The 22,870-nt window shown below is 70.5% G+C and carries 18 protein-coding genes and 1 pseudogene; 4 read left to right on the top strand and 15 right to left on the bottom strand.

Features of this window, described 5'->3' with window-relative positions:
• Nucleotides 1-55: 55 nt before the first annotated feature.
• The 6 genes from ACTWQR_RS23495 to bldG form a co-directional block, all read right to left on the bottom strand.
• Complete coding sequence (locus ACTWQR_RS23495) at nucleotides 56-253, bottom strand: hypothetical protein (RefSeq protein ID WP_443229102.1); 198 nt, start codon at nucleotides 251-253, stop codon at nucleotides 56-58.
• A 359-nt stretch (nucleotides 254-612) separates the two neighbouring features.
• Nucleotides 613-2,130, bottom strand: a complete 1,518-nt coding sequence (locus ACTWQR_RS23490) for a DUF7059 domain-containing protein (protein WP_443229101.1) — start codon at nucleotides 2,128-2,130, stop codon at nucleotides 613-615.
• A gap of 121 nt (nucleotides 2,131-2,251) precedes the next feature.
• Nucleotides 2,252-2,842 (bottom strand): small secreted protein, encoded by a 591-nt coding sequence (locus ACTWQR_RS23485; protein WP_443229100.1) that lies wholly within the window; start codon nucleotides 2,840-2,842, stop codon nucleotides 2,252-2,254.
• A 203-nt stretch (nucleotides 2,843-3,045) separates the two neighbouring features.
• Nucleotides 3,046-5,451, bottom strand: a complete 2,406-nt coding sequence (locus ACTWQR_RS23480; RefSeq protein ID WP_443229099.1) for a sodium-translocating pyrophosphatase — start codon at nucleotides 5,449-5,451, stop codon at nucleotides 3,046-3,048.
• A gap of 333 nt (nucleotides 5,452-5,784) precedes the next feature.
• Nucleotides 5,785-6,228: an ATP-binding protein gene (locus ACTWQR_RS23475; RefSeq protein WP_443229098.1), complete on the bottom strand. Its 444-nt coding sequence runs from the start codon at nucleotides 6,226-6,228 to the stop codon at nucleotides 5,785-5,787.
• Nucleotides 6,229-6,379: 151 nt separating this feature from the next.
• Entirely contained in the window at nucleotides 6,380-6,721 is a 342-nt protein-coding gene (gene bldG, locus ACTWQR_RS23470; RefSeq protein WP_003975386.1) for an anti-sigma factor antagonist BldG, read from the bottom strand.
• An 80-nt stretch (nucleotides 6,722-6,801) separates the two neighbouring features.
• Here bldG and ACTWQR_RS23465 point away from each other — a divergent pair, with 80 nt between their 5' ends.
• Entirely contained in the window at nucleotides 6,802-9,351 is a 2,550-nt protein-coding gene (locus tag ACTWQR_RS23465) for a DEAD/DEAH box helicase (protein WP_443229097.1), read from the top strand.
• 99 nt (nucleotides 9,352-9,450) lie between these two features.
• On the opposite strand, the gene ACTWQR_RS23460 is transcribed toward ACTWQR_RS23465, so the two are convergent.
• The 7 genes from ACTWQR_RS23460 to ssd all read right to left on the bottom strand — a co-directional run bounded on the left by ACTWQR_RS23460 (nucleotide 9,451) and on the right by ssd (nucleotide 14,988).
• Nucleotides 9,451-9,948, bottom strand: a complete 498-nt coding sequence (locus tag ACTWQR_RS23460) for an Rv3654c family TadE-like protein (RefSeq protein WP_443229096.1) — start codon at nucleotides 9,946-9,948, stop codon at nucleotides 9,451-9,453.
• Nucleotides 9,945-10,343 carry a TadE family type IV pilus minor pilin gene (locus tag ACTWQR_RS23455; RefSeq protein ID WP_443229095.1) on the bottom strand — a complete coding sequence of 133 codons (399 nt, stop codon included), beginning with the start codon at nucleotides 10,341-10,343 and terminating at the stop codon, nucleotides 9,945-9,947. The genes ACTWQR_RS23460 and ACTWQR_RS23455 overlap by 4 nt, the downstream gene beginning before the upstream one ends.
• Nucleotides 10,344-10,353: 10 nt before the next feature.
• Nucleotides 10,354-10,569: a DUF4244 domain-containing protein gene (locus tag ACTWQR_RS23450; RefSeq protein ID WP_443229094.1), complete on the bottom strand. Its 216-nt coding sequence runs from the start codon at nucleotides 10,567-10,569 to the stop codon at nucleotides 10,354-10,356.
• 64 nt (nucleotides 10,570-10,633) lie between these two features.
• The gene (locus ACTWQR_RS23445; RefSeq protein ID WP_443229093.1) at nucleotides 10,634-11,437 is read right to left on the bottom strand and encodes a type II secretion system F family protein; all 804 of its coding nucleotides are present in this window, start codon (nucleotides 11,435-11,437) and stop codon (nucleotides 10,634-10,636) included.
• Nucleotides 11,434-12,273 carry a type II secretion system F family protein gene (locus ACTWQR_RS23440; protein ID WP_443229122.1) on the bottom strand — a complete coding sequence of 280 codons (840 nt, stop codon included), beginning with the start codon at nucleotides 12,271-12,273 and terminating at the stop codon, nucleotides 11,434-11,436. Before ACTWQR_RS23440 ends, ACTWQR_RS23445 begins: the two co-directional genes overlap by 4 nt.
• 19 nt (nucleotides 12,274-12,292) lie before the next feature.
• The gene (locus ACTWQR_RS23435) at nucleotides 12,293-13,567 is read right to left on the bottom strand and encodes a TadA family conjugal transfer-associated ATPase (protein ID WP_443229092.1); all 1,275 of its coding nucleotides are present in this window, start codon (nucleotides 13,565-13,567) and stop codon (nucleotides 12,293-12,295) included.
• A 317-nt stretch (nucleotides 13,568-13,884) separates the two neighbouring features.
• Nucleotides 13,885-14,988: a septum site-determining protein Ssd gene (gene ssd / locus ACTWQR_RS23430; RefSeq protein ID WP_443229121.1), complete on the bottom strand. Its 1,104-nt coding sequence runs from the start codon at nucleotides 14,986-14,988 to the stop codon at nucleotides 13,885-13,887.
• 573 nt (nucleotides 14,989-15,561) lie between these two features.
• Here ssd and ACTWQR_RS23425 point away from each other — a divergent pair.
• Nucleotides 15,562-16,386, top strand: a complete 825-nt coding sequence (locus ACTWQR_RS23425; RefSeq protein ID WP_443229091.1) for an HAD family hydrolase — start codon at nucleotides 15,562-15,564, stop codon at nucleotides 16,384-16,386.
• Between the two features lie 346 nt (nucleotides 16,387-16,732).
• Here ACTWQR_RS23425 and ACTWQR_RS23420 read toward each other — a convergent pair whose 3' ends face one another.
• A complete protein-coding gene (locus ACTWQR_RS23420) occupies nucleotides 16,733-17,581 on the bottom strand; it encodes an oxidoreductase (RefSeq protein ID WP_443229090.1) in 849 nt (282 codons plus the stop codon).
• Nucleotides 17,582-17,690: 109 nt separating this feature from the next.
• Here ACTWQR_RS23420 and ACTWQR_RS23415 point away from each other — a divergent pair, with 109 nt between their 5' ends.
• Nucleotides 17,691-18,671 carry a nucleotide-binding protein gene (locus tag ACTWQR_RS23415; protein ID WP_443229089.1) on the top strand — a complete coding sequence of 327 codons (981 nt, stop codon included), beginning with the start codon at nucleotides 17,691-17,693 and terminating at the stop codon, nucleotides 18,669-18,671.
• A gap of 116 nt (nucleotides 18,672-18,787) precedes the next feature.
• On the opposite strand, the gene ACTWQR_RS23410 is transcribed toward ACTWQR_RS23415, so the two are convergent.
• Nucleotides 18,788-20,077 carry a hypothetical protein gene (locus ACTWQR_RS23410; protein WP_443229088.1) on the bottom strand — a complete coding sequence of 430 codons (1,290 nt, stop codon included), beginning with the start codon at nucleotides 20,075-20,077 and terminating at the stop codon, nucleotides 18,788-18,790.
• A 314-nt stretch (nucleotides 20,078-20,391) separates the two neighbouring features.
• Here ACTWQR_RS23410 and ACTWQR_RS23405 point away from each other — a divergent pair.
• Nucleotides 20,392-22,742: pseudogene (locus ACTWQR_RS23405) on the top strand (bifunctional SulP family inorganic anion transporter/carbonic anhydrase).
• Nucleotides 22,743-22,870: the final 128 nt, after the last annotated feature.

Below are 22,870 nucleotides of genomic sequence, written 5' to 3'. Positions count from 1 at the left end.
CGGGGCGACCATTCCCGGCCAGGAGAGCCGGGCACTCCGGTCACCGGCCTCGCACTCAGGTGCGCGTGAAACACCACACGGCGAGCAGCATCGCGGCCGTCCCGGCGAAGCCGGCGACCGCGGCCGACGCGACCGGGTTCGCCCCGTGGGCCACGGGGGCGCGGTGCCGCAGCCGGGCCGCGGTCCACAGCAGCAGCCCGCTCCCGAACAGGGCGAACACTGATCCCGTGAAGATCGCGGGTCCGCTCTCCATCGTTCGTTCCCTTCGCCCTTGAGTGCCCAGGCTCGGGACGCTGACACCTCCGGGAAACCGGCACACCAACCCTGGGTGAACACGGGGCGGACAGCCACTGTGTGTCGCCCTGCGCGTCTCCCTGCGGAATCGGTCACACCGTGGCGGATGTGGTCGATCTGGAGATCGCCCACATCCTGCACATCCTGCACGTCCTGCACGTACTACATGACGATTCACGGCAGCCCCTCGTGCATCAGCAACTCGACGGGGGACGGATACACCCCAGCCGCGCCGAACCCGCCGAGACCCGCCGAGACCCGCCGAGACCCAAGGCTCCGTCGGCAACGGGCTCACGTCACCCGGCAACGAGTTGATGTTCACCCGGCAGGCTCGAGGAACCCCTGCTCGACCAGCAGCCGGATCTGCGCGGGCGTCCGGTCCCGCAACAACACCGGGTCCTCTCCGACCAGTTGGGCGATGGCGTCCAGAATTCGCCCCGCGCTCAGCGTGCCGTCGCACACGCCCGCGAAGCCCGCGCCGACCGTGTCCACCTTCGTGGCCCGCCGCATCCCACGGTTCTGCCGCAGCACGACGTGCTCCGGGTCCTCGGCGCCGGGCAGGCCGACCTGCTCCTGCACGACCTCGCCCGCGAGCTTGAAGTGCGCGGCGAGCAGGGCGGCGTCGTCGTGCGCCCGCAGATAGTCCACGCGCTCGAAGTGCGCGCGCACGGTGTCACCGAGCGGCTGCTCGACGGGATGCGGCCACTCCTCCACGACGACCGAGGGCTGCCCCGCCCCCGACTTGCGCAGGGTGATCCAGCCGAAGCCGACGGACTTCACCTTCCGCGCCTCGAACTCGTCCAGCCAAGCGTCGTACCGCGCCTGGTACGCCGCCGGTTCACTACGGTGGTCGCCCGCGTCCCGCAGCCACAGCTCCGCGTACTGCGCGACGTCCTGCACCTCGCGCTGCACGATCCACGCGTCGCAGCCACGCGGCACCCAGGACCGCAGCCGGTCCGGCCAGTCCTCACCCTCCACGTGCTGCCAGTTGGCCAGGAACTGCGCGTATCCACCGTCGTTCAGACGCTCACCTGCCCCTTGAACGAGCAGGCGGCACAGATCGTCCCCGCCCATCCCGCCGTCGCGGTAGGTGAGCCGGGCTCCGGGAGAGATCACGAAGGGCGGATTCGAGACGATCAGGTCGTACGTGTCGTCTGCCACCGGTTCGAAGAGGGAGCCCTCGCGCAGGTTCGCCGCCTGGGCGCCGGACAGGGCGAGCGTGAGTCCGGTGATGTGCAGCGCGCGGGGGTTGAGGTCGGTCGCGGTCACCCGCGTGGCGTGTTGTGCGGCGTGCAGCGCCTGGATTCCGGACCCGGTGCCCAGGTCGAGCGCGGAGGCGACGGGCGTACGCACCGTGATGCCGGCCAGGGTCGTGGACGCGCCGCCCACACCGAGTACGACACCTTCGTCATGGCTGCCGATGCCGCCGGCTCCGCCGACCGCGCAGCCCAGGTCGGAGACGATGAACCAGTCCTCACCACCGGGTCCACCGAACGGCCGTACGTCGACCGTCGCCACGACCTCGTCCCCGCCGGCCCGGATCAACCACCCGCTCTCCAGGCAGTCCTCCACCGGCAGAACATCCGCCACGCGCGCGTGCGGCACAGGCTGCTGCAACAGGAACAGCCGTACGAGCGTCTCCAGCGGCGAGTCGCCCCGGGTCGCGCGGAGCGCGGGCACGGTCTCGCTGCGCGCCAGCGCCGCGTATGCGGTGGCGCCGAGCAGGTCGAGCAGCCCGTCGGCGCTGAAGGAGGCGCCCAGAAGGGCGTCCCGCAGCCGCGTGGTGACGTCGGTGCGGTCGGACGAGGGCAGCGGTGCCAGGCTGGTGTTACTCACGCCTCCATTGTGGCCGCTTCCACCGACGGTGCGTGGTGCCTGTGGACAGACATGCCGAGGGCCCGGCACACGCGCGTGCCGGGCCCTCTCTCGGTTGACCGACCGATCGGCCTTCCCCGGCTCAGCTCTTGGTCGCCGACGGAGAAGCGGACGCGCTCTTGCAGCTCTCCTGCTTGGCCATCGCCTTGCCCACGTCGCCCTCCTCCAGCTTGCTGAGGGCGTCATTGCCGCTCTGGCTCAGCTTGTCCAGCTGCGTGGCGATCCCCTTGAGGCCGTCGGCGAACTTCGCCTGGTCCTTCGTGTCGAGGCCGTCGACCTGCTTCTTGAGGCCGGCGTAGGACGCGGAGATGTCGTCGAGCTCCTTGACGGCGTCCGTCTTCTTCTTCTCGCCGTTGTCGACGTCCGGCGCCCCGGCCTTGGTCACGGCGGCACCGATCGCCTTGTAGGCGTCGGACATGTCCTGGAAGGCCTTGGCGTCGGTCTTCTGAACGTCCTCCGGAGTGCTGTTGTCCGAGGTCTGCTTCTGGATCGCGGTGTTGGCGGCCTCGATCTTCTTCGCCTGCGGCTGCACCGCGTCACACACCTGCTTGGCCCAGGAGTTCAGCTTGTCGCTGCTGTCGTCACTGCTACATCCCGACAGCGCCAGTACCAGTACCGCACCGCCGGACAGTGCGGCCGCGAGCTTCTTGTTCACCGGATTGGTCCCTTCCATGGCTCTCGGCCCCGGAACATACACGCCAACTGGGCGACACCAGCGTGACGAACGTCCGTTTGGACCGTTATTGAAGCCTTTTGCACCAAGCGAGAGAAGGCTCACGAACAGGGCGCGAACACACACGGGCGGGCGGACAACGCGTCAATGCGCGCTGCCTGCCCGCCCGTTGAGCGGAACCTGACCAGGAGTTACCCCTGCCCCTACGAAACCACCGCCGGATCCACGGACTTGGCCGTCCGCTCGGAGTTGTCTTCGTCACCCACGGCGATTCCGCGCCGCTTGGACACGTACACCGCGCCGACGATGACGGCGAGCGAGAGCACCGCGATGAGAATCCGCATCCCCACGCTCGCGTCGTCGCCGTAGCTGAATTTGACTACCGCGGGCGCGATGAGCAGCGCCACCAGGTTCATCACCTTCAGCAGGGGGTTGATCGCGGGTCCCGCGGTGTCCTTGAAGGGGTCGCCGACCGTGTCGCCGATCACCGTCGCGGCATGGGCCTCGCTGCCCTTGCCGCCATGGTGGCCGTCCTCGACGAGTTTCTTCGCGTTGTCCCACGCGCCACCGGAGTTGGCGAGGAAGACCGCCATCAGCGTGCCGGTGCCGATGGCCCCCGCGAGGAACGAGCCGAGCGCGCCGACCCCGAGGGTGAAGCCGATCGCGATCGGGGTCAGTACGGCGAGCAGACCTGGTGTGGCCAGCTCACGCAGCGCGTCCTTCGTACAGATGTCGACGACGCGCCCGTACTCGGGTTTCTCGCTGTAGTCCATGATCCCGGGGTGCTCGCGGAACTGCCGCCGCACCTCGTAGACCACGGCCCCGGCGGACCGGGAGACCGCGTTGATCGCCAGCCCCGAGAAGAGGAAGACGACCGCGGCGCCCGCGATGAGCCCGACCAGGTTGTTGGGCTGTGAGATGTCCATCATCAGGTTCAGCGGCGCGTCCTCGCCGGAGACCGTCTCGCCCACTTCGTTCGCGGCCGTGAGGATCGCGTCGCGGTACGAGCCGAAGAGCGCCGCCGCCGCCAGGACGGCGGTGGCGATGGCGATGCCCTTGGTGATGGCCTTGGTGGTGTTGCCGACGGCGTCCAGGTCGGTGAGCACCTGTGCGCCGGCGCCTTCGACGTCACCGGACATCTCGGCGATGCCCTGCGCGTTGTCGGAGACCGGACCGAAGGTGTCCATGGCGACGATCACGCCGACCGTGGTGAGCAGACCGGTACCGGCCAGCGCCACCGCGAAGAGCGCCAGCATGATCGACGTACCGCCGAGCAGGAAGGCCCCGTACACGCCGAGGCCGATCAACAGGGCGGTGTAGACGGCCGATTCGAGGCCGATGGAGATACCCGCGAGAACGACCGTGGCCGCTCCGGTGAGCGAGCTCTTGCCGATGTCCCGCACGGGACGCCGGGTGGTCTCGGTGAAGTAGCCGGTCAACTGCTGGATCAGCGCGGCCATCACGATGCCGATGGCGACCGCGATGAGCGCGAGGATCCGCGGGTCGCCGGACTTGCCGATGATGTCCTCATCCGTGACGCCGTCCAATTCGGCGTACGAGGACGGCAGATAGATGAAGACGGCCGCGGCCACCAGCACCAGCGAGATCACCGCGGAGATGAAGAACCCGCGGTTGATGGCGCTCATCCCGCTGCGGTCCGCACGGCGCGGAGCCACGGCGAAGATGCCGATCATCGCTGTCAGGACACCGATCGCGGGCACGATCAGCGGGAAGCCGAGCCCGTAGTCGCCGAACGCCGCGCTGCCCAGGATCAGCGCGGCGACGAGCGTGACGGCGTACGACTCGAAGAGGTCGGCGGCCATGCCGGCGCAGTCGCCGACGTTGTCGCCCACGTTGTCGGCGATGGTCGCGGCATTGCGCGGGTCGTCCTCCGGGATGCCCTGCTCGACCTTGCCGACCAGGTCGGCGCCGACGTCGGCGGCCTTGGTGAAGATGCCGCCGCCGACACGCATGAACATGGCGATCAGCGCGGCGCCGAGGCCGAAGCCCTCCAGGACCTTCGGCGCGTCGGCCGCGTACACCAGCACCACACAGGAGGCGCCCAGTAGACCGAGCCCCACTGTGAACATGCCGACGACGCCGCCCGTGCGGAAAGCGATCTTCATGGCTTTGTGCGAGACGGCGGTGAGATCCTTTTCCGGCTCACCCTCCGCCGGGGTCGCTTCCCGTGCCGCGGCGGCCACGCGGACATTGCTTCGCACGGCGAGCCACATGCCGATATAGCCGGTGGTTGCCGAGAACGCGGCGCCGATCAAGAAGAAGATCGATCGTCCGGCGCGCTGATTCCAGTCGTCCGCAGGCAGCAGCATGAGCAGGAAGAACACCACGACGGCGAATACCGCGAGCGTGCGCATCTGCCGTCCGAGGTAGGCATTCGCGCCCTCCTGGATCGCCACCGCGATCTTCTTCATGCTGTCGGTGCCCTCGCCGGCCGCTAGCACCTGGCGCACCAGGACCCCGGCGACGACAAGCGCCGCAAGGGCGACGGCCGCGATGACCATCACGATGAGCCGGTTGTCGTCTGTCAGTACTGCGGCTGCGAAGGTTGTGGGCTGGTCAAACTGATGAGGGGTAGAAAGCCCCGCCATTCGTCCTCCTTGACGCTTGGACCGAGCTCAAGATGTGGACGGATTGTAGGTACCGGAACCTGATCAAAACAGTGCGCGGTAAGCGGAATTAGCCTTCACCTGCTCTTCAGCAAATGATCCACGGGCCGACACGGAACCCGAAAGAGGTAATGCCCTAAAAGCATTGACGCCCGATCCGTTGACCGCGACGCGACGTAAAACTGATCGTATCGTTGATCGTAATTCAGGTCGTGAATTCATTCACGAATACGCGGAACATGATCCGGACATGCGAAAGGGCCCCGCTGAGCAGGGCCCTTTCGAACAGGTTGGGGCAGTACCAAGGGGGTCCGATCAGGGAACGAGCGCGGCCGGCGGCGTGGTGGGCCAGCTCATCCTGATCAGTCCGCCGTTCTCACCGGCGGTCACTTCCACGTCGTCGACGAGGCCGCTGATGACCGCGAGGCCCATCTCGTCCTCCTCGGCGTCGATGTCCGGTTCGTCGGCTCCGCCGGCAGCGCCCGGCGTCTTGTCACCGGGAGCCATGTGTGGTGCCTCGTCACCGACCTCGATGGAGAACTGCTTCTCCTCCTCGATCAGCGACACCCGCACCGGCGCCGAGATTCCGCCGCTCTGGTGCAGGCCGACGGCCCGGGTGCAGGCCTCGCCGACAGCGAGCCTGACCTCGTCGAGGACGGCCTCGTCCACTCCGGCCCTGCGCGCCACCGCTGCCGCCACCAGTCGGGCGGTCCTGACGTGCTCGGGCAGCGCGCTGAAGCGGAGCTCAACGGTGGCCATGCATCCCCCTCGGAACTACGGGCGTGCGGTCAGGGGGCCGGGTAGCCGAGACCCGGACCCCCCTCCATTGACTTCTGCCTCCCGGGCCGGGCCCGGGATTCGACTGCCGGCCACCGACCGGCCAGTCAGTGGTCGGTCAGCTCATGGCCGCTCAGTCGGTGGCCGCCACCGCTTCCTCGACCGAGGTGTGGATCGGGAACACCTTGGTGAGGCCGGTGATTCGGAAGATCTTCAGAATGCGCTCCTGGTTGCAGACCAGCCGGAGCGAGCCCTCGTGGGCACGCACCCGCTTGAGGCCGCCCACCAAAACGCCGAGCCCGGTGGAGTCGAGGAAGTCCACGCCCTCCATGTCGACGACAAGATGAAAACTGCCGTCGTTCACCAGCTCGACCAGCTGCTCACGCAGCTTGGGCGCGGTATATACATCGATTTCGCCACCGACCTCGACGACCGTACGATCGCCGACGGTACGGGTCGACAGGGACAGGTCCACGGATCCTCCAGCACCTTGCTATCGAGCGGTCATCCCAAGGGACACCTCGGCAGAGCCCCCGGGACGGTTCGCCAGCCGCGATGGCATTCAATCACTTACCGGCAGGCGTGCACGACGCCTTGGGTCCATTGTCCGTCACGCCAGTGACACACTCGATGCCGATGGCCAAGAATCCCCGATCCGATCGCCCCTCGGCGGACACCGCTTCCCGCCCCTCGCCGGGCACGATCCTGGACCGGCTCGCCGCGGGGCCGAGCCGGGCTTCGCGCATCACTCATACGGAGCACTTGCCCCCTCGTGAGGGTCGCCATGCCGTGTGGCCCGACCGGATCCGCTCGGAGGTCATCGCCGCGGTGCAGTCCGCGGGCATCGAGCACCCCTGGGCCCACCAGGCACTCGCCGCCGAGCACGCGCTGGACGGCGACTCGGTGATCGTCTCCACGGGTACGGCCTCCGGCAAGTCCCTGGCCTATCTCGTGCCGGTCCTGTCGGGCCTGCTGGACGGCTCCGAGGCGCCGAACGGCCGCGGCGCGACCGCCCTGTACCTCGCCCCCACCAAGGCTCTCGCGGCCGATCAGCGCCGTTCTGTGAAGGAACTTTCACAACCACTGGGCAATGCCGTACGCTCCGCCGTCTACGACGGGGACACTCCCGTCGAGGAACGCGAATGGGTACGCCAGTACGCCAACTACGTCCTCACCAACCCCGACATGCTGCATCGCGGCATACTGCCCTCGCACCCCCGCTGGTCCTCCTTCCTGCGCGCCCTGCGCTATGTCGTCATCGACGAGTGCCACACCTACCGGGGCGTCTTCGGGTCGCATGTCGCCCAGGTGCTGCGCCGCCTGCGCCGCCTGTGTGCCCGCTACGGCTCCTCTCCCGTGTTCCTGCTGGCCTCAGCGACCGCCGCCGAGCCCTCGGTCGCCGCCACCCGTCTCACCGGCCTGCCCGTCCTGGAGGTCGCGGACGACGCCTCACCACGCGGCGAACTGGTGTTCGCCCTCTGGGAGCCGCCCCTAACCGACCTGCACGGCGAGAAGGGCGCTCCGGTCCGCCGTACCGCCACCGCCGAGACCGCTGACCTCCTCACCGACCTGACCGTGCAGGGTGTGCGCTCGGTCGCCTTCGTACGGTCCCGCCGCGGGGCCGAGCTGATCTCGGTGATCGCCCAGGAACGGCTGGCCGAGGTCGACCGGTCGCTCGTGAAACGCGTGGCGGCGTACCGCGGCGGCTACCTCCCCGAGGAACGCCGCGCCCTCGAACGCGCCCTCCACTCCGGCGAACTCCTCGGCCTCGCCGCCACCACCGCCCTCGAACTCGGCATCGATGTCTCCGGCCTGGACGCCGTCGTCATCGCCGGCTACCCGGGCACGCGGGCTTCGCTGTGGCAGCAGGCGGGCCGCGCGGGCCGCGACGGGCAGGGGGCACTGGCGGTTCTGGTCGCCCGCGACGACCCGCTGGACACGTTCCTCGTCCACCACCCCGAGGCCCTGTTCGACCAGCCGGTGGAATCCACCGTCCTCGACCCGGACAACCCGTACGTCCTCGCGCCCCACTTGTGCGCCGCGGCCGCCGAAATGCCGCTGACCGACGAAGACTTGCCCCTCTTCGGCCCGGCCACCGCCGATCTGCTGCCGCAACTGGAGGCCGCGAAGCTACTGCGCCGCCGCACCAAGGCCTGGCACTGGACACGCCGGGAGCGGGCCGCGGACCTCACCGACATCCGCGGCGGGGGCGGCAATCCGGTGCAGATCGTGGAGGCCGGTTCCGGACGGCTGCTGGGCACGGTCGACGCCGGATCCGCGCACACCAGCGTCCACGAAGGGGCGGTCCACCTTCACCAGGGCCGTACGTACCTGGTCAAGGAGCTGCACCTCGATGACTCGGTCGCCCTCGTCGAGGAGGCCAACCCGTCGTATTCGACGGTCGCCCGCGACACCACCGCCATCTCCGTCCTGGAGACCGACGTCGAAGTCCCCTGGGGCGAAGGCCGGTTGTGCTACGGCTCCGTCGAAGTCACCAACCAAGTCGTCTCCTTCCTGCGTCGTCGTGTCATCACCGGCGAGGTGCTCGGCGAGACGAAACTCGACCTCCCTCCTCGTACGCTCCGTACGCGTGCCGTGTGGTGGACGGTCACCGAGGACCAGCTCGACGCCGCCCGCGTGAACCCCGAGATCCTCGGCGGCGCCCTGCACGCCGCCGAGCACGCGTCGATCGGCATGCTGCCGCTCTTCGCCACGTGCGACCGCTGGGACATCGGCGGAGTCTCCATCCCGCTGCACCCGGACACCCTCCTGCCCACCGTCTTCGTGTACGACGGCCACCCCGGTGGCGCGGGCTTCGCGGAACGCGCCTTCCACACCGCCCGCGAGTGGCTCACCGCCACCCGCCAGGCCATCGCCTCCTGCGAGTGCGAGGCCGGCTGCCCGTCCTGCATCCAGTCCCCCAAGTGCGGCAACGGCAACGAGCCGTTGCACAAGCGGGGGGCCGTGCGTTTGCTGACGGTGCTGTTGCGGGGGGCACCGGAGGGGCCGCAGGAGGAGGCGGGGGTCGCGTCGGCGGCGCGAGTCGCGTCAGGGGCGGGGCACGCCTCCGACGAGGCCGAGGGAGCAGAGCGGGCCGAGGGGTAAGGCGTCTGCCCTGGTCCCCGCCCGACCGTCCGAGCCCCGCCCGAGGTCCCTGCCCGACCGTCCGACAAACCGGCGCCTCGCGGGCGGGCAGGTGGAGAACTACGGCTCCACCGCCTCGGCGGCTCGTCCTGAGGAACCGGTCGGCGCGTCAGGTCCCCCGGGACCGGCCGACGCCACGGATCCAGCGCGACTGGCGGGAGCCACCGATCCCACAGGACCAGCCGGGGCCACGGGGCCCGCCGGCCCCGCCCGTGATCTGACCTCGGCGGTCAACGGTTCTCGTCCCGCCGCGACCGTGACGTCCGCGATCTCTCCGTAGACGGCGCAGCGCACGATCCAGGCGTTCTGGGCCCGTGCGACCCGATCCGCCTGGGCGCAGGCTTCCGTACCGCCCTCCATCCAGTGGTCGGCCGCCGCGAGCGCCGCCAGGTCGGCCGCTCCGCCCGCACGGTGGCGGATGACCACCGCCTGGCTCATCGCGAGGACGGCGCCGAAGACGACGCACAGCACCGCGATCGCGCCCACGGCCCAGACGGTCGCCGACCCTCGGTCCGACGCCAACGCCCTCGTACGCGGCCGGAGAACTCCCCTCGTCATCCGCCCACCCCCACTGTCTCCTCGGCCAGAGCCACGGCCTCGGAATCCAGATCAAGGGCGAGCGCATGGGGCCCAGGCGGCTCCGCCTCGACCCTTACGCGCACCAGGTCGCCCTCTCGCCGTACGGTGACCCGCGCGCCACTCGGCGCTGACTGCCGGACCGCCGACATCACCGCGCCCGGCGGGTCCTGCCGGGCTGCCGCGCGAGCCCCCGCCCGGGCCGCGTCCACGCACTGGATCTGCGCGTACGCGGCCATCAACGCCCAGACCAGCGCCATCGTGAACACGACCAGCACCGGCAACACCACGGCCGCCTCCGCCGTCACGAAGCCGCGGTCCCGGGCCACAGTCAGGTCCGGACTCCGGCCCGGCGCCGGATCGGTCGCCCCTGCCATCGGCCCCGCCTCAGAACTGCCCATTGAGCGCTCGCCCCACAATGCCCTCCAGAGCCCCGCGCACCTGCCCGCTGGTCAGCACCTCATAGAGCACAGCGGCGAATCCCACTGCCGCGATCAGTCCCATGGCGTACTCGGAGGTGACCATCCCGGCATCCCTCCGCACCATCCGGGCCTTGCCCGCCAGGACCCACGCCCACGCCCGCGCCCTCATTGCCTTGCTCATCCGAACCCCCGTGTAGATCTGTTCCGTTGACCTTGATCACTCGTCATTCACTCCGTTCCGCCCCTCACCCACCACCCCCTCCCAACACCCCACCCGCGAGCCCGATCACCACAGGGAGCACCCCGATGGCGATGAACGCGGGCAGAAAACAGAGCCCCACCGGCGCGGTGACCAGTACGGCCGCGCGCCGCGCACGAGCCGTGGCGCTACGCCCCCACTCCGCGCGGGCCTCTCCGGCGAGGCGCGCGACGGGCCCCGCCGCCGGCACACCCGAATCGCCGGCCCGCTCCAGCAACCGAGCCAGCGCCCGAGCCCTCGGCAAGGCGGCCAACCCCCGCCATGCCTCCGCCGGTTCGCCTCCGAGCCGCACCTCGGCCGCACCCCGCGCCAGCCGCTCCCCCACAGGCCCGTCCAGCGCCTCTCCGACGGCCTGGGCAGCCGCCACCGGGCCGGCGCCCGCCGCGATGCAAGCAGCCAGCAGGTCGGCCGCGAGCGGCAGTTGCCGTGCGGCCTGAACCGCGTCGAACTCCTCCACCGGCACCGGCCTCCGCTGCCACCACCACACCCCGACCCCGGCCAGAAGCCCCACCACGGTCCCGGGGACGCCGCCGACGAACACCCAGCCGACGCTCACAGCCCCGCCCACCGGCAGCCACCGCCGCGCCTCACCGCGCATCTCGAAGCGCCGCCGGGCGATCGCCGTCGTGAGCCCCGTCAACGCCGGACCCGGTTCCCGAACCAGCACCACCCCCAGCCGTCTACGCACTCTCCGCTCCCGCCGCGCCGCACCCAACGCCCGAGCCAGCGACCACACCCCCGCCGCCACGCACAGCGCCACCCCCAGCCTGTGGACAACCTCCGCGCTCATCCCGCCTCCGCTCCCCGCACGATCCGCAGCGCCCACCACAGCCCGACGCCCTCCAGCACTCCGCCGACCAGCAGACAGCCCAGGCCGGCGCCTGTGTGCAGCACGACATGCAGCGGATCGGCGCCGAGCGCGGTGCCGAGGAGCAGCCCCAGCACCGGCAACCCGGCGAGCAATACCGCCGTTGACCGTGCCCCCGCCAACTGGGCGCGCAGGTCGGCTCGTTGATCCCGCTCGGCACGTAACGCCCCCTCCAACCGGTCCAGCCCGGCCGCAAGCCCGGCACCCCGGTCCACGGCGACCTTCCAGCACGCGGCGAGGCCCAGCAGGCCCTCGGCCCCCGGCCGCCGCGCCGCGTCGGTAAGCGCGCCGGGCACGTCCCCGCCGAACCGGGCCGCCGCCAGCACCACGGCCTGTGCGTCGCCGAGTCCGCCCGACTCACGGGCGGCGCCGAGCAGTGCCTCGCCCGGCTGCCGCCCGGCGCGCACCTCCCCCGCAAGCGCCCCGCACAACGCGATCACCGCGTCGCCCCGCCCGTCCCGCGCCCTCCGCGCCGCTCCGCCCCGCCGAGCCCGCCGCACCAGCGCGACCCCGAGCGCTCCCACGACGAGCGGCACCACGGACGTCCCGAGCAGGGCGACCACCAACCCGGCGACCAGCGACCACCATTCGCCCCGCGTCCGGTGCAGCCACCGCAGCCGATCCCCGGCCCGCGTCACCCGCTCCCACGTGGGCGGTCCGACCCCCACCGCACCACCGCCCGGGCACAGCAACTGCCCTCGCCGCGCCCCCGGCCCCTGCCCGCCCATCAGCCAGGCCGCCGCCCCGGCGCACACCATCGCCGCCCCCACGGACACCTCACCGACCCCCGTCACAGTCCTCACTCCTCTCACCAAGATCACGCAGACCACGCAGATGACCGAGGCCACTGAAGTCACGAACGCCACCAAGCAGCCCCCGCAGCCGCTCCCACCCCCGCTCGTACGCGAAGGCCTCCGCGCCCCACCGCAGCGCCGGCACAGTCACCACCAGCCCCGCCGGATCCCGTTCCAGCACATGCACCTCGGCGATCCGCCGCCGCCCGGCCCGGTCGCGTACGAGATGGAGCACCACCGACAGAGCGGCCGCCAACTGGCTGTGCAAGGCGGCCCGGTCGAGCCCCGCAGCCGTGCCCAGCGCTTCGAGGCGGGCCGGGACTCCGGAGGCGGCGTTGGCGTGGACCGTGCCACAGCCGCCCTCATGGCCAGTGTTCAAAGCGGCCAGCAGGTGGACCACTTCGGGCCCGCGCACTTCGCCCACAACCAGCCGGTCCGGCCGCATGCGCAGGGCCTGGCGCACCAGGTCCTGGAGCGTGACCAGTCCGGCGCCCTCCTGGTTGGCGGGCCTGGATTCCAGACGTACGACATGTGGATGATCGGGGCGCAGCTCCGCCGAGTCCTCGGCGAGCACGATCCGCTCGCCCGGTCCGACGAGGCCCAGCAAGGCGCTCAGGAGCGTGGTCTTTCCGGTGCCCGTACCGCCGCTGATCAGGAACGACAGCCTCGCGTCGAGCAAGGCTCGCAGCACCCGGTCGCCGCCCGGCGGCACCGTCCCCGCCGCCACCAGTTCGTCGAGCGTGAACGCCCGCGGCCGTACGACCCGCAACGACAGGCACGTCGAGCCGACGGCGACCGGTGGCAGCACAGCGTGCAGGCGGGTGCCGTCCGGGAGCCGCGCGTCCACCCAAGGGTGTGCGTCGTCGAGCCGTCGCCCGGCCACGGCCGCGAGACGCTGGGCGAGGCGTCGTACGGCCGCCGCGTCCGGAAAGGAAACGGCTGTCAGCTCCAGGCCGCCGCCCCGGTCCACCCACACCCGGTCGGGAGCCGAGACCAGCACATCGGTCACCGAGGGGTCGCCGAGCAAGGGCTCCAACGGCCCGGTCCCGACCAGCTCCGACCGCAACCGCTCGGCCGCACCGAGGACTTCGGCGTCCCCGAGCACCCGCCCCTGCTCCCGCAAAGCCTGCGCCACCCGCGCCGGAGTCGGCTCGCCCCCACTCTCCGCGAGCCACTGCCGCACTCCGTCCAACAGTCCCGAATCCGCAGGCAGACCAGCGCCCACGCGTCCGCCGATCCGGCCCGTGTCCGCAGGCATCCCCGCCCTCGTGGAGCTCGCGCGCCCATCCGCAGGCCCCAAATCCGCAGGCACACCCGCCCCCACCCGCCCGGACCGCCCCATGCCCGCAGGCACACCTGCCCCCGCGCGCCGACCCGCCGGCCCGGGTTCCGCCGGCACAACCGTGCCCGCCCATCCGCCCCGCCGCACCGTATCCACAGGCGAACCGCCCTCCATTCGCCCACCCGACAGCCCGGCGACCCCGAACGGCCCTGAGGCCCCGGGCGCCCTCGCGGCCCCGGACAGACCCGCAGACACCCCGCCACGCACGCGCGTGCCCCCGCTCGCCCGCCGGCTCATACGCCCCCTCCCGCGACCGCGACCCGCTCCCAGAACGCCGAGCAGAAGCGCGCGAGTGGCCCGCGTCCGTCTCCCCCGGGCGGATCCCCTCGTTCCTGGGACGTCAACAACCCCGTCTCCACAGGCACCTGACCCGCCAGGGGCAGCCCGAGCAGCCGGGCCACCTCCTTGTCGTCCAGGCCGGGCGCGTACGGCCCTCGTACCACGACCCGCAGGTCCCGGAGCACCATGCCGATCGCGGATGCCACCCGTCCGGCCGCCGCGACGGCGCGCAGCTCGGCGGGGACCACGAGCAGCCCCAGGTCCAGCTGGGCCAGGGCCTCGGCGCCTCCTTCGTCGATCCGGCGCGGCAGGTCCACGACCACGGCTCCGCCCCTCCGCCGGGCCGCGGCCAGTACGGCCCGGACAGCCTCGGGCGCGATGGTGACGCAGTCGCCGCGATCCCAGCTGAGGACACGGAGGGCATGCAGAGAGGGCAGCGATTCCTCCAGGGCGCCGCCGCCGACCCGCCCGCGCGAGGCGGCGAAGGCCGGCCAGCGCAACCCCTCGGCTGCCTCTCCGCCGAGGAGTACGTCGAGTCCGCCGCCCAGCGGATCCGCGTCCACGAGGAGGGTGCGCCGTCCCTGGCGCGCCGAGGTGACCGCGAGCGCACAGGCCAGCGTGGACGATCCGGCCCCGCCGCGCCCTCCGATCACGCCGACGGTGAGCGCGGGCGGTCCGACGCCTTCAGCCACGTCGGCGATACGGTCAACCAGCCACTGCTCGCCATCCGGAAGCAGCAGGACATGGTCGGCGCCGATCTCCACGGCCCGCCGCCAGACCCCGGAATCGTCCTGATCCCGCCCAACGAGCACCACTCCGCGTCGGCGGGCGGCCCCGCTCACCCGTCGCGCGGCATCGTCGCCGACGAGCACCAGAGGCGCTGTCTCCCAGCCACCTCCGCGCTCCGGCACCCCGTGGTGGACCTCGGGCCGGGCGCCCGCCGCGGCGCACAGCCGCAGCAGGTCGTCCAGCAGATCCACGTCCTCCGTGACGATCAACGGCCCGCCCTGCCGCCCCTCGGCGGCCGACGGCCTGTCGTGTGTGATGGCTCCCGCCACGATCTCCATCCCCCTTCGCTGCTTCTTCCGCGGAGCGCCTGCGGCCCCGCGATTCCCGCCCACGCACGAGAACCGGCAACCGGCCCTCCATATGAACCGCCGATACGAACCGGCCATAGCCGCCGGGCAAACCGAACCGGCCATGGACTTCCGCGAGCGGGACGCGCTGGAATCACGGTGCAGCGATCCCGAAAATCGTGTGGATCTTGGTCGATAACTGTGGACAACCTGGTGGCTGTGAATATCGCCTTCACCCAAACCGGTGACCCCTGTACGACTTCCGCAGAGGAGTCTCACGACTACACACAGTGATGAATCGCGGGCGCACGCAAAGAGCGCCGAAGCCCGCACAACAGGGCCCGGCGATCAGGAAACGGAGGGAGAAAACCCACCCGGACATGCGACGACCCCCGCCGGGGGGGAGAGCGGGGGTCGTCCCCACGGCCGACTCGGGGGGGGAGGAGTCGGACCGGGTTAGACACGGTCGCGAACGATCCGTGACTTCCATGGTGTACCCGAGAGCCCTCTCAGGCAAACCCAGACACCCCACACTAGCCCGAATGGTGGGCGCATATGCTCGGCCCCGTGGAAAACCACTCCTTGCCTCGCACAGCGGCCTTCTTTGACCTGGACAAGACGGTCATTGCGAAGTCGAGCACACTCACCTTCAGCAAGTCGTTCTACCAAGGTGGGCTGATCAACCGCCGGGCCGTGTTGCGCACCGCATATGCCCAGTTCGTCTTCCTCGCGGGCGGCGCCGACCACGACCAGATGGAGCGGATGCGTTCGTACCTGTCCGCGCTGTGCCGCGGCTGGAACGTCCAACAAGTGAAGGAGATCGTCGCCGAGACCCTTCACGACCTGATCGACCCGATCATCTACGACGAGGCCGCCTCCCTCATCGAACAGCACCACATCGCCGGCCGCGACGTCGTGATCGTCTCCACGTCCGGAGCGGAGGTCGTCGAGCCGATCGGTGAACTGCTCGGCGCGGACCGGGTGGTGGCGACCCGCATGGTCGTGGGCGACGACGGCTGCTTCACGGGCGAGGTGGAGTACTACGCGTACGGTCCGACGAAGGCCGAGGCCGTCAAGGAGCTGGCCGCGTCCGAGGGGTACGACCTCACCCGCTGCTACGCCTACAGCGACTCGGCGACCGACATACCGATGCTCGAGGCGGTCGGCCACCCGCACGCCGTCAATCCCGACCGCGCGCTGCGCCGCGAGGCCACCGCGCGCGCGTGGCCCATTCTCGACTTCCATCACCCGGTCCGGCTGAAGCAGCGGCTGTCCGTACCGCCCCGGCCGGCGCTCGTCGCGGCGGCGGCCATAGGAGCGGCGGCAGCCACCGCGGGACTGGTCTGGTACGCGAGCCGACGGCGCGGGTCAGTCGCCTGACCTGCGAATCCGACCGTTCGCCTGATTCGCTCCTGTTTGAGATCAAAAGTAAAGAAGTTCAGCGAGGGCTTTCGCTTCCCCTGGTCCAGGAGTACAAAGGGATTAACGGCCCGCGAGACCAAGGACATCCGAGAGGATCACCTTTAAACGCAACCAAGGCCCCACGGACCGAGCATGAACACCAGGCACCCACGCGACGTCGACCCGTCGATTACGGGCCAGCCGCACCAGGTTACGGGCAAGCAGTTCCCGACCTGATGGGCAATATCTCGAGGACGCATGGTAACCAGGTGAACATGCCAGCGGCGGTACGGAGACCCGTACCGCCGCAACCCTGTTCAGGGACCTACGCAGCCCCTCGCTGCAACGCCTCGCACACCGCCGTCGACTCCCGTGCGCCGAGCTCCACCGCCTTCCCGCAGTGGGTGATCCAGGCCGCCACGCCTTCCGGGGTGCCGGATACGTATCCCTCGAGGGCCGCGGCGTAGGCCGCGCGGCCCAGTTCCGCGTGACCTACCTCCGCGGGGCAGACGGACTTGGGGTCGAGGCCGCTGCCGATCAGGACGATGCGTTCGGCCGTGCGCGCGACCAGGCCGTTGTGGGAACCGAAGGGGCGCAGGGCGAGAAGTTCGCCGTGCACCACGGCGGCGGTCACCAGGGCGGGCGCGGAACCCCCCGCGATGACCAAGCGCGAGAGGCCGTCGAGACGGCCCTCGACCTCGGCCGCGCCCGGCAGCGGAAGCTCGATCAGGGGCCCCGCCGCGCCGGCCGCCGAGGTCTCCGTGACGGGTTCCCCGTCCTGTCGTGGACGCCCGACCGCGTCTCCCTTGTCCGCGGCGGCCACCAGATGCAGCCGCGCCAGCACCCGAAGGGGCGACTGCCGCCAGATGGACAGGAGTTGGCCCGCCTCGGCGGTCAGCCTGAGTGCCGCACCAACCACCCGGGCCTCGTCGTCGCCACTGAAGTCGGTGCGCCGGCGCACCTCCTCCAGGGCCCAGTCGGCACCGGATAGTGCCGCGGAACCGCGCGCTCCGCGCAGTGCCGCCTCCGAGGTGAGCTCGTTGCTGCGGCGCCGCATGACGCGGTGCCCGTAGACGCGGTCCACGGCCTTCCGCACGGACTCCACCGATTCGGCCACCCCTGGCAGCGAGCTCAGCGCCGCGAGCGGGTCGGCGTTCGCACCTGTCGTACTCATGAGTACGACCCTACGCGTCCCCTTCTCGTTGGCCCGCACCCCACGAAGGAGTGGTGTTATCCACATTTGGCTGCCCGCGAGCACGATCACGCCACTACCCTTACTGAATATGAAAATTGCTTTCGTTGGGAAGGGCGGCAGCGGCAAGACCACCCTGTCCTCGCTCTTCATCCGCCACCTCGCGTCGACCGGTTCGCCCGTCGTCGCAGTGGACGCCGACATCAACCAGCACCTCGGGGCCGCGCTGGGCCTGGACGACGTGGAGGCCGAGGCGCTGCCCGCCATGGGCGACCGGCTGCCGCTCATCAAGGACTACCTGCGCGGCTCCAACCCCCGGATCTCCTCCGCCGAGACGATGATCAAGACGACCCCGCCCGGCGAGGGCTCCCGGCTGCTGCGGGTGCGCGAGGACAACCCGGTGTACGAGGCCTGTGCGCGGCCGCTGGAACTCAACGGCGGCGCCGTCCGTTTGATGGTCACCGGCCCGTTCACCGAGGCCGACCTGGGAGTGGCCTGCTACCACTCCAAGACCGGTGCAGTGGAGCTCTGCCTGAACCATCTCGTCGACGGCCAGAGCGAGTACGTCGTCGTCGACATGACGGCGGGCTCCGACTCCTTCGCGTCCGGCATGTTCACCCGCTTCGACATGACGTTCCTCGTCGCCGAGCCGACCCGGAAGGGGATCTCCGTATACCGCCAGTACAAGGAGTACGCGCACGACTTCGGCGTCACCCTGAAGGTCGTCGGCAACAAGGTGCACGGACAGGACGACCTCGACTTCCTGAAGAGCGAAGTCGGCGACGACCTGCTGGTGACGGTCGGGCACTCGGACTGGGTGCGCGCCATGGAGAAGGGCCGCCCGCCACGGTTCGAGCACCTAGAGGACGACAACCGGCGCGCGCTGCACTCACTCAAGGCCGCCGCCGACGCCACGTACGAGCAGCGTGACTGGGAGCGCTACACGCGCCAGATGGTCCACTTCCACCTGAAGAACGCGCAGTCCTGGGCCAACGAGCGGACGGGCACCGACCTGGCCGCCCAGGTCGACCCCGCCTTCGTGCTGCGTGAGGCCGAGACCGCCACGGCCTGACCGCTCGCACTGCCTGTCCGGCCCTGGCACCGGCCGCCGACCGCTCGACGCCACCCGACCGGCCGGCCACCACGGCCTGACCGCTCGCACCCGACCGCACCCAGGCGCGCCAGGCGTTACGGTTTCACCGCCGGAGCGCCCGGGACGCCCTTCGGGGCCGGGGCGGCGGGCCGGTCGGACAGGAACCGCGCCCAGCCCTGCTCAGGGGCCTCTCCGACCTTCAGCGTGCGGAGCTGGTCGAGGGTCCCCGGGTCCTGGGCGTCGAGCCAGTCGGCGAGCTGCCGGAAGGAGACGCAGCGCACCTCGCTCTTGGTGCAGACGTGCTCGACGGTCTCCTCGATGGCGCGCATGTACGTGCCGCCGTTCCAGGACTCGAAGTGGTTGCCGATGATCAGGGGCGCGCGGTTGCCGTCGTAGGCGCGGGAGAAGCCCATGAGCAGAGCGTCCCGCATCTGGTCACCCCAGTACTCGTGCTTGGCGGGGTCGCCGTTGGATGTCGTACCCGACTGGTTGACCATGAAGTTGTAGTCCATGGTGAGCGTCTCGAAGCCGCGGCCCGGGAACGGGACGAGTTGCATCGACAGGTCCCACAGGCCCCCCTTCTTCTTGGGCCAGAGCTGGTTGTTGACGCCGCTGGTGTCGTAGCGGAAGCCCAGCTCGCGGGCGGCCCGCATGAAGTTCCGCTGCCCCTCCAGGCAGGGCGTGCGGGCGCCGATGAGCTCCTTTTCGTAGTCGAAGGGCAGCGGGACGGCCGTCTTGGTGCCCGTGTTGGTCTTCCAGGACTTCACGAACGACTTGGCCTGGGCGATCTCGTTCTTCCAGTCGGCGGCCGACCACTCGCCCACACCGCCCCCGCGGCCGCAGAAGTGGCCGTTGAAGTGCGTGCCGATCTCGTTGCCCTCGAGCCAGGCGCCGCGCAGCTGCTGCACGGTGTTCTTGATGCCCTGTTCGTCGTTGAAGCCGATGTCGGAGCGGCCCGGTGAATGCTGGGGCGGGCGGTAGAGGTCGCGCTTCTCCTCCGGGAGCAGGTACACGCCGCTCAGAAAGTACGTCATCGTTGCCTTGTTGGCCTTGGCCACCTTGCGGAAGTGGGAGAATAGCCGCTGGCTGTCCTCGCCGGCGCCGTCCCAGGAGAACACCACGAACTGCGGCGGCTTCTGACCGGGCTTCAGCCGCTCGGGCCGGGACAGGTACGGCTGCGCGCCGGTGAAGGCGGTCGAGCCGTCGCCGATCAGGCGGACCGCGCTCCTGTGCGCCGGAGCCCCCGCCGCCCTCTTCGCGCCGTGCGCGCCTTCCTCGGAACCGGTGGAACCGAAACCGGTGTCGCCGATCGAGCAGCCGGCGAGCGCCGCGGCACAGGCAGCGGCGACCGCGACGCCCGCGGCGGCCCTCTGGATGCCGGCCATGTCGCGCCCACCTTCTTCCTTCAGTCAGACCAACGCCGATGGCGGTGCCGCACGGGAAATCCCGGAGAAACGGGCGAACACCGGCAGCGCCATCAAGGTCGCAAGGTCAGAAGGATGAAGTAATACGACAAGCCGATCAAAATGCTTAATCACTCGCGAGAGTGAATCATTACCCCATTTGCGCTACTTTTCCGCATGCAGCCTTTACTCTCCATTACGATTCATTTACCGAGCGTTGATAAATCCCGCCGCAGTACGCCGTGACCCACGGCCGCACCCCCAGCGACCGCGTAGCCCCGGAGGAGACGGGAACCATGCCTGCCTGCGTCCCCACCCGCACCGACGACTCTTCGCACACTCCGGACGAGGGGCGGCCGCACAGCCCGCCCCGGTCCCGCCGCCGTCCCCGGATTCCCCGGATCGCGGCCGCCGACCTCTCCGCCTCGATCGCCGTCTTCCTGATCGCCCTGCCTCTGTCACTGGGCATCGCCCTGGCCACCGGCGCTCCGCTGCAGTCGGGACTCGTCGCCGCCGCCGCGGGCGGGCTCGTGGCCGGTCGGCTCGGCGGAGCTCCGCTCCAGGTCAGCGGGCCCGCCGCCGGGCTCACGGTGGTCACCGCCGACCTCATCCAGCAGTACGGATGGCGTACGACCTGCGCCATCACCGTGATCGCCGGGCTCGCCCAACTCGGGCTGGGATTCCTGCGGGTGGCCCGTTCCGCCCTCGCCGTCAGCCCCGCGATCGTGCACGGCATGCTGGCCGGTATCGGCATCACCATCGCCGTCGCCCAGCTGCACATCGTGCTGGGCGGCTCTCCGCACAGCTCCGTCGTCGACAACGTGCGGGAGCTGCCCGCCCAGTTGGCCGACCTCCACGTGGCGGCGCTGTCGATGAGCGCTCTCACGCTGGCCGTCCTGCTGACCTGGTCCCGGATTCCCGGACGCGTGGGTCGGGCCCTGCGCAAGGTACCGGCCGCGCTCGTCGCCGTCGCCGTGGCCACCACGACGGCGTCGCTCGCCGGGCTTACCCTGCCCAAGGTCGACCTGCCGTCCTGGCGGAGCCACGCACTGGCCGGACTGCCGGAGGGGCCCGCGCTCGGCCTCACCGCCGCCGTACTGACCGTCACGCTGGTATGCAGCGTGCAGTCGCTCCTCGGCGCCGTCGCCGTGGACAAGCTCACGGCCAGGCAGCCGACTCCAAGCACGCGCTCCGATCTCGACCGCGAACTGCTCGGGCAGGGCGCCGCCAACATCGTCTCCGGAACGCTCGGCGGCCTGCCTGTCGCGGGCGTGGCCGTGAGAAGTTCGGCGAATGTGCAGGCGGGCGCCACCAGCCGGAACTCCACGATGCTGCAAGGCGTTTGGGTAGTAGTTGCCGCGCTGCTGATGGTCCCGATCCTGGAGCTGATCCCCCTCGCATCGCTCGCCGCCCTGGTGATGGCCGTCGGCATCCAGATGGTGTCTCTGCATCACACATCCGCACGGTCACCCGCCACCGAGAAGTGCTGGTGTATGCCGTCACCACCGTCGGCATCGTCTTCCTCGGCGTCCTGGAAGGCGTCTCGCTGGGGGTCGCCGTGGCCGTCGGTGTCGCTCTGCACCGCCTCGCCCACACCCGCATCACGCACGAGGAAAGGGAAGGAGTCCATCACGTTCACGTACACGGGCAGTTGACGTTCCTCGCCGTGCCGCGGCTCAGCCGGGCGCTGCATATGGTGCCCCATGGGGCCGACGCCGTCGTGGAGTTGGACGGCTCCTTCATGGACCACGCGGCGTACGAGTCGCTGCACGACTGGCAGAGCGCGCACACCGCGCAGGGCGGCTCCGTCGAGCTGACCGGGCGCACCGGAGCCAGGCTCACGGAACCACACGCCAACAACGGGCAGGCGTCGCACTGCCACTGCCGGCCCTGGACTCCCTGGCTCAACCACCACTGCGAGGGCTCGGAGACCGCGCCGCCCGGGGGTCGCCCGAGCGGGCATCAACTGGCCAGCGGTATCAGCACGTTCCAGCGCAACACCGCGCCCCTGGTGCGCCGCGAGCTGGCCCGGCTCGCGCGGGAAGGGCAGCGGCCCTCGCAGCTCTTCCTGACCTGCGCCGACTCCCGGCTGGTCACGTCGATGATCACCGCCAGCGGGCCCGGCGACCTCTTCGTCGTACGGAACGTGGGCAATCTCGTACCGCCGCCCGGCGAGGAGAGCGGCGACGACTCGGTGGCGGCCGCGATCGAGTACGCGGTGGATGTGCTGAAGGTGCGGTCCATCACGGTGTGCGGACACTCCGGGTGCGGCGCGATGCAGGCGCTGATGAGCTCCGAACCCGGGGGCGCGCGGACGCCGTTGAAGCGGTGGCTGCGCCACGGGCTGCCCAGTCTGGAGCGGATGGCCGCGAAGGACCGGCCGTGGACGCGGATCGCCGGACGGGCCCCCGCCGACGCCGTCGAGCAGCTCTGTCTGACCAACGTGGTGCAGCAGCTGGAGCATCTGCGGGCGCACGAGTCCGTGGCGCGGGCATTGGCGGAGGGCGTACTCGAGCTGCACGGAATGTACTTCCACGTGGGCGAGGCCCAGGCATATCTGCTCACGGAGTCCACGCCCCACGAGGACCCCGACGGCGAGGTCTTCGACCGGGTCGCGGCGACGGCGTTGTACGACACACGGGCCTGAACCGCCTCCCACCCAAGTCTCCCGCCCACACGCCCGCACTCGCGGGCCCGCCAACGAGCCTGAACCTCTCACCTCCCCCGTCCGTGAGAACGTGTGGCCCCTCAGTGCGCGGAGGGGCCACCCGCACA

It is taken from the genome of Streptomyces sp. 2A115 (assembly GCF_052245575.1).
Taxonomy (GTDB): Bacteria; Actinomycetota; Actinomycetes; order Streptomycetales; family Streptomycetaceae; genus Streptomyces.
Note: the sequence above shows the minus strand (reverse complement) of the source record. Positions and strands in the feature narration are given on the sequence as shown.

Coding starts and splice junctions, on each gene's coding strand:
- ACTWQR_RS23495 (WP_443229102.1), bottom strand. CDS start 253: ATGGAGAGCGGACCCGCGATCTTCACGGGATCAGTGTTCGCCCTGTTC.
- ACTWQR_RS23485 (WP_443229100.1), bottom strand. CDS start 2,842: ATGGAAGGGACCAATCCGGTGAACAAGAAGCTCGCGGCCGCACTGTCC.
- ACTWQR_RS23480 (WP_443229099.1), bottom strand. CDS start 5,451: ATGGCGGGGCTTTCTACCCCTCATCAGTTTGACCAGCCCACAACCTTC.
- ACTWQR_RS23475 (WP_443229098.1), bottom strand. CDS start 6,228: ATGGCCACCGTTGAGCTCCGCTTCAGCGCGCTGCCCGAGCACGTCAGG.
- ACTWQR_RS23465 (WP_443229097.1), top strand. CDS start 6,802: ATGGCATTCAATCACTTACCGGCAGGCGTGCACGACGCCTTGGGTCCA.
- ACTWQR_RS23460 (WP_443229096.1), bottom strand. CDS start 9,948: ATGACGAGGGGAGTTCTCCGGCCGCGTACGAGGGCGTTGGCGTCGGAC.
- ACTWQR_RS23455 (WP_443229095.1), bottom strand. CDS start 10,343: ATGGCAGGGGCGACCGATCCGGCGCCGGGCCGGAGTCCGGACCTGACT.
- ACTWQR_RS23450 (WP_443229094.1), bottom strand. CDS start 10,569: ATGAGCAAGGCAATGAGGGCGCGGGCGTGGGCGTGGGTCCTGGCGGGC.
- ACTWQR_RS23445 (WP_443229093.1), bottom strand. CDS start 11,437: ATGAGCGCGGAGGTTGTCCACAGGCTGGGGGTGGCGCTGTGCGTGGCG.
- ACTWQR_RS23440 (WP_443229122.1), bottom strand. CDS start 12,273: ATGGTGTGCGCCGGGGCGGCGGCCTGGCTGATGGGCGGGCAGGGGCCG.
- ACTWQR_RS23435 (WP_443229092.1), bottom strand. CDS start 13,567: ATGCCTGCGGACACGGGCCGGATCGGCGGACGCGTGGGCGCTGGTCTG.
- ACTWQR_RS23425 (WP_443229091.1), top strand. CDS start 15,562: ATGCTCGGCCCCGTGGAAAACCACTCCTTGCCTCGCACAGCGGCCTTC.
- ACTWQR_RS23420 (WP_443229090.1), bottom strand. CDS start 17,581: ATGAGTACGACAGGTGCGAACGCCGACCCGCTCGCGGCGCTGAGCTCG.
- ACTWQR_RS23415 (WP_443229089.1), top strand. CDS start 17,691: ATGAAAATTGCTTTCGTTGGGAAGGGCGGCAGCGGCAAGACCACCCTG.
- ACTWQR_RS23410 (WP_443229088.1), bottom strand. CDS start 20,077: ATGGCCGGCATCCAGAGGGCCGCCGCGGGCGTCGCGGTCGCCGCTGCC.